4 protein-coding genes are annotated in these 13,409 nt (G+C 65.1%); all 4 read left to right on the top strand.

Annotated elements, in window-relative coordinates; genetic code table 11:
* Nucleotides 1-3: 3 nt before the first annotated feature.
* The 4 genes from hutU to O7A05_RS22670 all read left to right on the top strand — a co-directional run bounded on the left by hutU (nucleotide 4) and on the right by O7A05_RS22670 (nucleotide 13,264).
* Entirely contained in the window at nucleotides 4-1,677 is a 1,674-nt protein-coding gene (gene hutU, locus O7A05_RS22685) for a urocanate hydratase (protein WP_337095179.1), read from the top strand.
* 5 nt (nucleotides 1,678-1,682) lie between these two features.
* Nucleotides 1,683-2,270 carry a HutD/Ves family protein gene (locus tag O7A05_RS22680; RefSeq protein WP_337095178.1) on the top strand — a complete coding sequence of 196 codons (588 nt, stop codon included), beginning with the start codon at nucleotides 1,683-1,685 and terminating at the stop codon, nucleotides 2,268-2,270.
* Nucleotides 2,271-2,540: 270 nt separating this feature from the next.
* Entirely contained in the window at nucleotides 2,541-11,120 is an 8,580-nt protein-coding gene (locus O7A05_RS22675) for a glycoside hydrolase family 94 protein (protein WP_337095177.1), read from the top strand.
* A 374-nt stretch (nucleotides 11,121-11,494) separates the two neighbouring features.
* Complete coding sequence (locus O7A05_RS22670; protein WP_337095176.1) at nucleotides 11,495-13,264, top strand: glucan ABC transporter ATP-binding protein/ permease; 1,770 nt, start codon at nucleotides 11,495-11,497, stop codon at nucleotides 13,262-13,264.
* Nucleotides 13,265-13,409: the final 145 nt, after the last annotated feature.

Here is a 13,409-nt window from a genome sequence, read left to right as displayed (position 1 = left end):
ACAATGATGACCGATCCCCGCCACAACATACGTGAAGTGCGCGCCCCGCGCGGCGACAAGCTCAACGCCCGCTACTGGACGACGGAAGCGCCGCTGCGCATGCTGATGAACAATCTCGACCCGGAGGTCGCTGAGAACCCGAACGAACTCGTAGTTTATGGCGGCATCGGCAGGGCGGCGCGCACTTGGAACGATTTCGACCGCATCGTCGCTTCGCTGAAGACGCTGGGCGAGGATGAGACGCTGCTGGTGCAGTCGGGCAAGCCCGTCGGCGTGTTCAAAACCCATTCCAACGCTCCGCGCGTGCTCATCGCCAACTCCAACATCGTGCCGCACTGGGCGACCTGGGAGAAGTTCAACGAGCTCGATAAGAAGGGCCTGATGATGTACGGCCAAATGACGGCCGGCTCCTGGATCTACATCGGCACACAGGGCATCGTTCAGGGCACCTATGAGACCTTCGTCGAGGCCGGTCGCCAGCACTACAACGGCGACCTCAAGGGCAAGTGGATCCTGACCGGCGGCCTCGGCGGTATGGGTGGCGCCCAGCCCTTGGCGGCCGTCATGGCCGGTGCTTCCTGCCTCGCGATCGAGTGCAATCCGGACTCGATCGATTTTCGCCTGCGCACCCGCTATCTCGACGAGAAGGCCGAGACGCTCGACGAAGCCATGGAGATGATTAATCGCTGGACCAAGGCCGGCGAAGCAAAATCGGTCGGACTGCTCGGCAACGCCGCCGAGATCGTGCCGGAGATGTTCAGGCGCGGCATCCGCCCCGACATCCTTACCGACCAGACTTCGGCGCATGACCCGATCAACGGCTATCTGCCGAAGGGCTGGACGATGGCCGAGTGGCGCGAGAAGCGCATCTCGGATCCGAAGGCCGTCGAAAAGGCCGCCCGCGCCTCGATGCGCGAGCATGTCGAGGCGATGGTGGCATTCTGGAACGCCGGAGTGCCGACGCTCGACTACGGCAACAACATCCGCCAGGTCGCCAAGGACGAGGGTTTCGAGAACGCCTTTGCATTCCCGGGCTTCGTGCCGGCCTATATCCGGCCGCTGTTCTGCCGCGGCATCGGCCCGTTCCGCTGGGCCGCGCTCTCGGGCGATCCGGAAGACATCTACAAGACCGACGCCAAGGTGCGCGAGCTCACCCCCGGCAACACCCATCTGCACAACTGGCTCGACATGGCGCGCGAGCGCATCTCGTTCCAAGGATTGCCGGCGCGCATCTGCTGGGTCGGCCTCGGCGACCGCCACCGGCTCGGCCTCGCCTTCAACGAAATGGTCGCCAAGGGCGAGCTCAAGGCGCCGGTCGTCATCGGCCGCGACCATCTCGATTCCGGCTCGGTCGCGTCGCCGAACCGCGAGACCGAAGCGATGAAGGATGGCTCCGACGCCGTTTCCGATTGGCCGCTGCTCAACGCGCTGCTCAACACCGCGTCCGGCGCCACCTGGGTGTCGCTGCACCATGGCGGCGGCGTCGGCATCGGCTTCTCGCAGCATGCCGGCATGGTGATCGTCGCCGACGGCACGCCCGAGGCAGCAAAGCGCTTGGAGCGCGTGCTGTGGAACGACCCGGCGACCGGCGTCATGCGCCATGCCGATGCCGGCTACGACATCGCCATCCAGTGCGCCAGGGAGCACCAGCTCAACCTGCCGGGCATCCTGGGCTGATCCAAATGCGCATCCTTCGTGCCGCCGATTACCGCGTCATGCCGTGGAAGAATGGAGGCGGCACGACCACCGAAATCGCCGTTTCGCCTGACGGAGCCGGACTCGACGATTTCGACTGGCGCATTTCCATGGCCCGCGTCGAGACCAGCGGGCCGTTCTCAAGCTTCGCAGGCGTAGACCGAACATTGTCGGTGCTGGAAGGCGAGGGGATTGTCCTTGACGTCGCCGGCCGGCCGCCGCTGCGGTTGACCTCGGCTTCGGCGCCGCTCGCCTTTCCGGGCGACATACCCACCGGTGCGGCGCTGATCGGCGGTCCGATCACCGATCTCAACATCATGACCCGCCGCGGCCGCGTGGCCCATGAGGTCGAGCGCCGGTCTTTCACCGCCGAGATTCGGATCACGCCGCGCGCCGACACCACGCTCGTTCTTGCCGTCGGCGCCGGCGCCACCCTCTTCACGGACGATGCGTCGAGCCTCGGACCGCTCGACACGCTGATCCTCCATCGCGACAGCCCGGAAATGCGGCTTCAGCCCAAGGGGCCGGGCCTGCTTTTCGTGATCGGGCTCCACCGCCTCGCGGCCAACCGTTAACGGCTGTTGCCAAACATGATCGCGGCTCGGGCGAATTATCGCCCGGCCCCTTGCATGTATCACGAAAAAGCCCGAATCCTTGCCCTGATCCAACCGGGGGCGGAGAGTGAGGGGCGTTCGCCCACGAGCTGTCGAAAGGGCACGCCCCGGTTGTGGTGCGCAAAACAAACTTTCGGCCGATCAGTGATGCAACCAATTGCAATTGAACCGGTTTTAGGGCCATTGCCGTGGCGGTGACGCCGCATTGCGCCCCCGCTTACGGAATTTTCAATGAACATTCAGACCAATCCCAACAAGATCGAACTGACAAGCGCCGGCTTCCCGGCGGCGACGGATGCGCCGATACGCTCCAATTTCCTGCCTGAGGATCGGCTGCGCGCCTTGGGCGTCGCGCTCGCCAAGGGCGAGGTCAAGGAATTGTTCGGCCTCGCTCCTTTCGAGTTCCAGGCCCGCATCCGCGACAGCGCCAAGAAGATTCTCGAAGTCTACCGCTCGACCAATGCCGCGCAGGCCAAGGGCGAGACCATCACGCCGGCCGCGCAATGGCTGCTCGACAACAATTATCTGGTCGAGGAGACCATCTTCCAGGTCAAGCGCGACCTGCCGCGCCGCTTCTACCGGCAGCTGCCGACGCTCACGCTCGGCGACGGCACGGTGCTGCCGCGCGCCTTCGTCGTCGCCTGGAGCTATGTCGAGCATTCCGACAGCTCCGTGTCGGCCAGCATGTTCAAGGCGATCGTCGAGGGCTTCCAGTCGGTCGAGCCGATGAAGATCGGCGAGCTCTGGGCGCTGCCGTCGCTGCTGCGCTTCGTGCTGATCGAGAATCTGCGCCGCATCGCCGTGCGCGTCGAGCGCACCAGGCAAATGCGCCAGACCGCCAACGAGGTCGCCGACCGGGTTCTGGCGACCGACGACAATGCCGACCGCACCAGGATCCTGTCGCACTACAGCGCGCATGCGCAGGACACCACTTTCGCCACCCAACTGCTCTACCGCCTGCGCGACGGGTCGCAGAACGCCGGCCGCGCGCTGGAATGGCTGGAAGGCGAGCTCGAAAAGACCGGCTCCGACGCCGAGGAGATCATCATCTCCGAGCATCAGACGCTGTCCTCGGGCAATGTCACCACCGGCAACATCATTCGCGGTTTGCGCCTCATCAACGACGTCGACTGGACGGTCTGGTTCGAGGGCGTCAGCCGCATCGACACGCTGCTGCGTGAAAAGACCGATTTCGCCAACCTCGATTTCTTCTCGCGCGACCAGTACCGCACCGCGATCGAACAGCTGGCGCGCCGCTCGCATCTCTCCGAGTACCGCGTCGCCGAAAAGGCGATCGAGCTCGCCGGTCACACCCCCGGCCTCACCGATGCGTCCGGCCTGCCGGAAACAGCGGACCCGGCCGTGCACACCGATGTCGGCTTTTTCCTGGTCGGCCCGCGCCGGCAGGAGCTGGAAAAGGCGATCGGCTACCGGCCGCCTTTCCATGTGACCTTCAAACGAGGCTTTGCCAGCGCCGGCTGGCTGGGCATTGTCGTGCCGGTCTTCCTGTTGACGGCGCTGCTGCTGGTGCTGTCGGGCAAAGCGCTCGTCAATCTCGGCCTGTCGGTGGAATCGATCACGCTGATGCTGGCGCTGTTCGCCGTGCCTGCCAGCGAGGGCGCGCTGGCCTTCTTCAACACCGTGGTGGCGCTGTTTCTCAAGCCGACCCGGCTTGTCGGCTACGACTACAACAAGCACGGCATACCGGCCGAGTCGCGCACGATGGTCGTGGTTCCGTCGCTGATCGGCTCGCGCGATGATGTCGAGGAAAACATCCGCAACATCGAGGTGCATCACCTCGCCAACACGGCCGAGGAAATCCATTTCGCGCTCTTGTCCGACTGGCCGGACTCCAAGACCGAGATCGACGCCGCCGATATCGAGATCCTGCAATATGCCCGCGACGAGATCGCCAGGCTCAATGCACGCTATCCGTCGGACGGCTCGCCCCGCTTCTACCTCCTGCACCGGCGCCGGCTCTACAATCAGGCGCAGGGCTGCTGGATGGGCTGGGAGCGCAAGCGCGGCAAGCTGCATGAGCTGAACCTTCTTTTGCGCGGTGACAGCGACACCACCTTCCTGCCGCTCGACGTGCCGCTGCCGGAAAAGGTCGTCTATGTGATGACGCTCGACGCCGACACGCGCACCACGCGCGATGCGGTTTCCAGCTTGGTCGGCAAGCTCGCCCATCCGCTCAACCGCCCGCATTTCGATCCGGTCAAGCACGTCGTCACAGCCGGCTACACCATCCTGCAGCCGCGCATCACGGCTTCGCTCACCAGCGGCGACGATGCCTCCTTCTTCCAGCGCGTCTTCTCGGCAAATCGCGGTCTCGACCCCTATGTGTTTGCCGTCTCCGACGTCTATCAGGACGTCTTCGGCGACGGGTCCTTCACCGGCAAGGGCCTTTACCATGTCGATGCCTTCGAGGCGGCGCTGAAGAACCGCATCGACGAGAACACCATCCTCAGCCACGATCTGCTCGAGGGCGCACTGGCGCGCGCCGCGCTGGTCACCGATGTCGAGCTGGTCGAGGATTATCCGACCCGCTACTCGGTCGACGCCTCGCGCCACCATCGCTGGGCGCGCGGTGACTGGCAGTTGCTCGGCCATATCTTCGACCCGCGCTCCGGCGTGCCTGCGCTGTCGCGCTGGAAGATGGTCGACAATCTGCGCCGCTCGGTTACCCCGATCTTCTGGGTCATGGCCTGCGTCGCCGGCTGGACGCTGCTGCCCTTCACCCAGGCCGCGCAGTGGCAGGCTCTTATGATCCTCAGCCTGTTCATGGCGCCGACCTTCGACATCGTGAACGGCATCCTGCCGAAGAGCGGCGACCAGACGCCGCGCGGCCACTTCTCCGCTTTGGCCCGCGACACCGTGTTCGGCACAGCACTAGTGGCGCTCAAGGTGCTTCTCATGGCGCATCTCGCCTGGATGATGGGCGATGCCATCATCCGCACCATCTACCGGCTATTCGTCAGCCGGCAAAATCTTCTGGAATGGCGCACCGCCTCGCAAGCCGCCAAGGGCGGCAACGATCTCGGCGCCTATTACGGCATGATGTACGGCGCGGTGATCATTGGCGTCGTCGGCCTCGCCATTCCCGTGCTGGCCGATTCCACCGGCGCCTTCGTCGCCTTCTTCTTCGCCATCTTCTGGATCGCCTCGCCCGCGGTCGCCTGCTGGATCAGCCGTTCGGCCGAGACCGAGGACAGGCTGCGCATCTCACCCGCCGACATCCACGCGCTGCGCACCTTCGCGCGCCGCACCTGGCACTATTTCGAGACCTTCGTGACGGCCGAGCAGCATCACCTGCCGCCGGACAATTTCCAGGAGAGCCCGGCGCCGGTGGTGGCGCCGCGCACCTCGCCGACCAATATCGGTGTCTATCTGCTTTCGGTGGTGTCGGCGCGCGATTTCGGCTGGATCAGCCTGTCGGACGCCATCACCCGCATCGACGCCACGATGACGACGATCGAGAACATGCCGCGCGATCGCGGTCATCTCTATAACTGGTACGACACGACGACACTGAAGCCGCTCTATCCACTCTACATCTCCGCGGTCGACAGCGGCAATCTCGCCGGACATCTGGTCGCGGTTGCGGCCTCCTGCGCCGAATGGGCCGAAGCCCCGTCCGTGCACCTGCAGGGCGATTTCGAAGGCATCATCGACACCGTCACCATTCTCGACGAAAGCCTGGACGAGCTGCCGGACGACCGCCGGCAGTTGCGGCCGCTGCGCCAGCGGCTGGCCGACCGTCTGGATGGCATGCGACGCGCGGTGGCGACCATCAAGGCCCAGCCTGAGATGGCATCGATCCGCACCATCAATCTTGCTGTGCTCGCGGGCGAGATCCGCAAGCTCGCCACCGCCATCCACACCGAGGCAACCTCTCCGAAAAGCGATATCATCGCCGATTGGGCGGCCAGGCTGGAGGCGACCTGCGAGGCGCATGTGCATGATTCGCACAATGACGAGAGCGCCGTCGCCGCTCTGCGCGCCAAGCTGCTCGCCTTGCGCGAGCGGTGCCGCCGCTATGCCTTCGAGATGGATTTCTCCTTCCTGATGCGGCAGGAGCGCAAGCTGCTCTCGATCGGCTACCGCGTCGAGGACCGCCAGCTCGACGAGAGCTGCTATGACCTTCTCGCTTCCGAGGCGCGGCTCACCAGCCTGTTCGCCATCGCCAAGGGCGACCTGCCGACCGAGCATTGGTTCCGTCTGGGACGCCCGATCGTCGAGATCGGCTTCCAGGGCGCCCTGATGTCCTGGTCGGGCTCGATGTTCGAGTATCTGATGCCGCCGCTGGTGATGAAGGAGCCGCAGGGCTCGATCCTCAACCAGACCAGCAAGCTCATCATCAAGCGCCAGATCCAGTATGCGCGTTCCAAGAACGTGCCCTGGGGCATTTCGGAAGCGGCCTACAATGCCCGCGATCGCGAACTCACCTATCAATACACCAATTTCGGCGTGCCCGGCCTCGGCCTGAAGCGCGGCCTTGGCCAGAACACCGTGATTGCGCCTTACGCGACGATCCTGGCTGCGCAGTTCAGCCCGCGCGAGGCGGTGCAGAACCTGCAGCGGCTGCGCTCGATCGGCGCGCTTGGCCGTCACGGCTTCTATGACGCCGTCGATTTCACCCCGCAGCGCGTGCCCGAAGGCGCCGACCACGCGGTGGTGCAGAACTACATGGCGCACCATTCCGGCATGTCGATCGCGGCGGTCGCCGACGCCATTTTCGAGGGCCGGCTGCGCGAGCGTTTCCACAGCGACCCGGTGATCGAGTCGGCCGAGCTGCTGTTGCAGGAGAAGGCGCCGCGCGACATTCCGACCGCAACCGTCAGGACGGAAGCCGACGAGCGCTCCAAGGACACGGCCGAGACAGAGAGCCCGGACAGCCGCATCATCCTCGACCCGATCAAGGCGCTGCGGGCGACCAACGTCATGTCCAATGGCCGCTATTCAGTCATGGTCACCGCGACCGGCTCCGGCTACAGCCGCTTCGGCGAACTTGCCGTGACCCGCTGGCAGCCGGATCCGAGCGAGGATCGCCTCGGCTACTATATCTTCCTGCGCGACACCGCGACCGGCGACTGGTGGTCGGCTACGGCCGAGCCGAAGCGCGCAGAGGGCGAGCGCGTGCAGACGCTGTTTGCCGACGACAAGGCGAGCTTCACCAAATCGGTCGGATCGCTGCGTTCCGAGGTCGAATGCATCGTCATTTCCGAGGGCAATGGCGAAGGCCGCCGCATCACGCTCTATAATGACGGCGCCACCGACCGGCATATCGAGGTGACGTCCTTCGCCGAGCTGGTGCTTGGCAACGAGGCCTCGGACAACGCGCATCCGGCGTTTTCCAAGATGTTCGTCGAGACCGAGATCGCGCCAAACAACGGCGCGATCTTCGCCACGCGGCGCAAGCGCGACAAGAACGACCCCGACCTCACCATGGTGCATTTCGTCACCGATCCCTCGGGCCCGTCGCGCGACGCCGAGGCCGAGACCGACCGGCGCGCCTTCATCGGCCGTGGCCGCACCATCGCCGATGCCGTCGCCTTCGATCCCGGCGTCAGGCTCTCCGGCAGCCAGGGTTTTACGCTCGACCCCGTGGCGGCGCTGCGCCGCCAAGTGCGCGTGCCGGCCAATAAGAAGATCTCGCTGACCTTCTGGACTGCCGTCGGCGCCACTCGCGAGGAGCTCGACCAGGCGATCGCCCGGCTAGACCACCAGGAAAGCTTCGCCCGCCAGGCCATGCTTGCCTGGACGCGCAGCCAGGTGCAGACACGCCATATGGGGCTCAGCCTCACCGATGCGGCCAATGTGCAGAAGCTGGCGCGCTACCTGATCTATCCCGATCCGTTCCTGCGCCTGCCGGCCGAATCCATCGCCTCGGGCCTCGGCCGCCAGTCGAGCCTGTGGCCGACCAGCATCTCCGGCGATTTCCCGATCTTCCTCGTGCGTATCGGCGACGTCGCCGATCTCGAGATCGTCGCCCAGGCGCTGCGCTTCCAGGAATACATGCGCGCTCGCGGTATGATGATCGACTTCGTCGTCGTCAACGAGCAGGCCTCGTCTTATGTGCAGGACCTGCAGCGCGCGGTGGAGACGCTGTGCGAGAACAGCCGCCTGCGCGGCCGCGAGCTGGGACCCCGCCAGCACATCTTCGCGGTGCGCCGCGACCTGATGGACGAGCCGACCTACAAGACCTTGCTGTCGGTCGCGCGCGTCGTCCTGCATACCCGCAACGGCACGATCTTCGACCAGCTCGAACGCGCCGAGACCGCGGCCCTCCAGGCCCGCGATGCCTTGCTGCAGGCGGAGGGCGGCTCGCCGCGCGAGCCCAGCCCGCCGCTGCCCCTGCCGGTGCCGGCAAGCCAGGGCGGAGGCGACATCGCCGCCGATGGCAGCGGTCTGCGCCTCTGGAACGGCTTTGGCGGCTTCGACGGCGACGGCCGCCACTATGTGACACGGCTGACCGGGCGGCGGTCGACGCCGCAGCCCTGGATCAACGTCATCTCGAACGCCTCCTTTGGCTTCCACGTCTCGGCGGAAGGCGCCGGTTTCACCTGGAGCCGCAACAGCCGCGACTACCAGTTGACGCCGTGGTCGAACGACCCGGTGTCGAACCGGCCGGGCGAGGGCTTCTATATCTATGACCAGCTGAGCGGGAAGGCCTTCTCGCCGATGGCCGCGATGGTGCGCGATCCGTCGATGACCTATGAGACCTGGCACGGACAGGGTTTCTCGACCTTCCGCTCCAAGCGCGGTTCGCTGTCGATGGACCTGACGCAGGTGGTCGATCCGGCCGATCCGGTGAAGATCACGCGGTTGCGCATCCAGAACGCCGGCCCGGCGCCGGCGCGGCTGCGCATTTACGCCTATGCCGAATGGGTGCTGGGCGGCCATCGCTCGCGCACGGCGGCGACCATCGTGCCGTCGCGCGACGCCGCCACCGGCGCCATGCTGGCGCAGAACCCCTATGGTCTGGACTTCGGCGAGCGTGTCGCCTTCCTGGCGGCCAGCCATCCTGTCCATTCGGTAACCGCCGACCGCAGCGAGTTCATCGGCAGGCACGGCACGACCGAATATCCGCAGTCCGTGCTTGGCGGGCTTGCGCTTTCCGGCCGTATCGAGGCCGGCGACGACCCTTGCGCGGTTGTCGCCAGCGATATCGACATTCCGGCCGGCGGCGACGTCACGCTGCTCTGGCTGCTTGGCGACGCGGCCACGCCCGCCGAGGCAAGCGCGCTGGTGCAGACCCATCGCGGCAAGGATTTCGATCAGCGCCTGGCCGACAACGAAAAGACCTGGCGCGGCTTCCTAGACACCATCCAGGTCGAGACGCCGGACGAGGCGATGAACGCCATGGTCAACCACTGGCTGCCTTACCAGAGCCTGGCCTGCCGCATCCGCGCGCGCTCGGCTTTCTACCAGGCGAGCGGCGCCTTCGGCTTCCGCGACCAGTTGCAGGATACGCTCTCCCTTCTGGCGCACGATCCGAAGCTGGCGCGCGACCAGATCCTGAATGCGGCACGCCGGCAGTTCCCGGAAGGTGACGTGCAGCACTGGTGGCTGCCGCGCACCGATGCCGGGGTGCGCACCATGATCTCGGACGACGTCGTCTGGCTGGCGCATGCGACGGCCCGCTACATCGAGGTGACGGGCGACGCCGGCATCCTCAAGGAGCAGTTGCCCTTCATCGACGGGCAGCAGCTCGGCGAGGGCGAGCATGACGCCTTCTTCACGCCCGAGATCACCAAGAACACCGCGCCGCTCTATGACCATTGCGCGCGGGCGCTCGATCTCGCGATCAAGCGCAGCAGCCCTGCCGGCCTGCCGCTGATCCTCGGCGGCGACTGGAACGACGGCATGAACCGTGTCGGCGACGGCGGCAAGGGCGAGAGCGTGTGGCTGGGCTGGTTCCTCTTGAAGACGCTCACCGACTTCGCGCCTGTCGCCAAGGGGCAGGGTGACACCAAACGGGCCCAGGCCTGGACCAAGCATGCGGACGCGCTGAAGCGGGCCCTGGAAAGCACCGCCTGGGACGGCCAGTGGTACCGGCGCGGCAGCTTCGACGACGGCACGCCGCTCGGCTCGCACAATTCGGACGAGTGCAAGATCGACTCCATCGCCCAATCCTGGAGCGTGCTGTCGGGCGAAGGCGATCCTGCCCGTTCGACGACGGCCATGGAACAGGCGACCAATATGCTGGTCGATGATGAGCTCAAGATCGTCAAGCTGTTCACGCCGCCCTTCTCGAAAAGCGAGAAGGATCCCGGCTATATCAAGAGCTATCCGCCGGGCGTGCGCGAGAATGGCGGCCAATACACCCATGCCGCGACCTGGTTCGTCATCGCGCTGGCCGAAATGGGCCGCACCGACGAGGCTTATCGCTGCTTCTCGATGCTGAACCCGGTCAACCACGCCTCGGACGAGGCGGCGGCCGAGCATTATCGCGTCGAACCCTATGTCGTGGCCGCCGACATCTATGCCGGCGAAGGCAAGGGCGGCCGTGGCGGCTGGACCTGGTACACGGGCTCGGCCGGCTGGCTTTACCGCGCCGCGGTGGAGGGCATTCTAGGTATCGAGCGGCGTGGCAAGGAGATCACGTTTAGGCCGAAGCTGCCCCGACACTGGGACGGCTACGCTGCGACGCTCAAGATGTTCGACGGCGAGGTCAAGCTTCGCGTTATCCGCGACAAAAAGACCAAGTCGATCTCGCTGGAAGTCGATGGTTCGAAGAAAAAATCGGCCTCTTTCGAGCCGAAAGCCGGCAACAAGGCCGAGGTCGTCGTCAGGATACCTGCGTAAAATCAAAGGTTTGGTTCATCGGCCGCGCATCCCTCGGGGTGCGCGGCCGATCTCCTTTTTTACTTGGCGCGGCTCTCGCGTCCGATCGTGCGCCTTCCTTTAGGGCAGCCTAAGCAAGCAGCTTGTGATTAAAAATGTGGCAGCGCGAGGCAAGTGCCATTATTTTGCCGCAAGCCTGACATTTCACCTTTTATCTCAAACCGTTAGGTGATCACGTCAGATTTCGTACCGTCGTCATCTTTTGTTCGCTAAATGGGAACGGAAGCGATAGACGACGCATTGTTTCGCGACACGTTAACCGATACGTGTCAAAAAATGGTGCGGTGCACAATTCGGGCATTGAGCACAGATAAGAGTTTGGCGGAGTAGCTGAAGTGTCACTTCTGCAGATCTACTTTAGAGCGCTGGGTTATCTGGCGTCCGACAAGAAGCGCGTTGCGCTGATTTGCGGCGCCAACGTCGCGCTCGCGGCGATCGCGATCCTCGAACCCATCCTGCTGGGCCGGGTGATCGGTGCCATCTCCGAAAAGGGCGCTGTGTTTTCGACGCTCGCCGTCTGGGCCGCTCTCGGTGCCTTCAACGTCGTCGCCTTCGTGCTGGTGGCGCGCGGCGCCGATCGCTTCGCCCATGCCCGCCGCTCCGAAGTGCTGTGCCAGTCCTTCGAGCGCGTCATCACCATGCCGCTTGCCTGGCACCATCAGCGCGGCACATCCAATTCCCTTCACACGCTGCTGCGCGCGGTCGAGACTCTGTTCAGCCTGTGGCTCGAATTCATGCGCGTGCATCTCTCGACGGCCATCGCGCTGGTGCTGCTGGTGCCGACCGCGCTGTCCATGGACATCCGCATGTCCGTCGTGCTGCTTGGCCTGGGCGTGCTCTACGTTGGCATCGGCCGCATCGTCATGCGCCGCACCAAGTCGGGGCAGACTGCCGTGGAACGCCACTACCACACCGTGTTTGCCCACGTGACCGACAGCGTCAGCAATGTCGCCGTGCTGCAGAGCTACAACCGCATCGGCCACGAGACCGCGACGCTGAAGCGCTATGTGAAGGATCTGCTCGACGCGCAGAACCCGGTGCTCGACTGGTGGGCAATCGCCAACGCGCTGAACCGCCTGTCCTCGACCATCTCGATGATGATCGTGCTCTCGATCGGCGCTTACCTCGTCACCCGTGGCCAGCTCCGCGTCGGCGACGTCGTCGCGTTCACCGGCTTTGCCGGAATGCTGATCGCCCGTCTCGACCAGATGTCGGCCTTCACCACGCAGATTTCCGAGGCCCGCGCCAAGCTCGAGGACTTCTATCATCTCGAGGATTCGGCTGCCGAGACCGCCGAGCCGGACGGATTGCGCGAATTGACCAACGTCACCGGCCATGTCCGCTTCGAGAATGTCAGCTTCGAGTTCGCCAATTCGGGCCACGGCATCGAGGACATCTCCTTCGAGGTCCAGGCCGGCCAGACGGTCGCCATCGTCGGCCCGACCGGCGCCGGCAAGACGACGCTGATCAATCTGTTGCAGCGGGTCTTCACGCCGGCCAGCGGCCGCATCCTGATCGACGGCATCGATACCCGCACGGTGACCCGCAAGTCGCTGCGCCATTCGATCGCCACCGTCTTCCAGGACGCCGGCCTGCTCAACCGCTCGATCGAGGACAACATCCGCGTCGGCCGCGCCGATGCGAGCAATGACGAAATCCACGCCGCCGCCAATGCCGCCGCCGCCCAGGACTTCATCCTGGCCAAGAGCGGCGGCTACGACACCGTCGTCGGCGAGCGCGGCGGCCAGCTCTCGGGCGGCGAGCGCCAGCGTATCGCCATCGCCCGCGCCGTGCTCAAGGATGCGCCGATCCTGGTGCTCGACGAGGCGACCAGCGCGCTCGACGTCGAAACCGAGGATCGCGTCAAGGAGGCGATCGACGAATTGCGCCGCAACCGCACGACCTTCATCATCGCCCACCGCCTGACCACGGTCCGCGACGCCGATCTCGTCGTCTTCATGGACAAGGGCAGGGTGGTCGAGATGGGCGGCTTCACCGAGCTGTCGCTGCGCAACGGCCGCTTCGCCGCCCTGCTGCGCGCCGGCGGCCTGCTCAACGACGAAGAGGTCCGCCGCCTCAGCCGTGCGGTGAACGAAGCAGCGTAAGTTCTCTCCTTCTCCCCCTGTGAGGGCTTTGCACAGAATCGGATCGGTGATTCCATGCGGATATCCGGCGAGGAGGGATTCGCGATGGTCGATCGAGTGCTTGGCCAATTGAGCCTAGCGGACGGTTTTGCGGCGTCGGATGAGA

The organism is Mesorhizobium argentiipisi (SeqCode) (genome assembly GCF_037179585.1).
GTDB classification, from domain to species: Bacteria; Pseudomonadota; Alphaproteobacteria; order Rhizobiales; family Rhizobiaceae; genus Mesorhizobium; species Mesorhizobium argentiipisi.
Note: the sequence above shows the minus strand (reverse complement) of the source record. Positions and strands in the feature narration are given on the sequence as shown.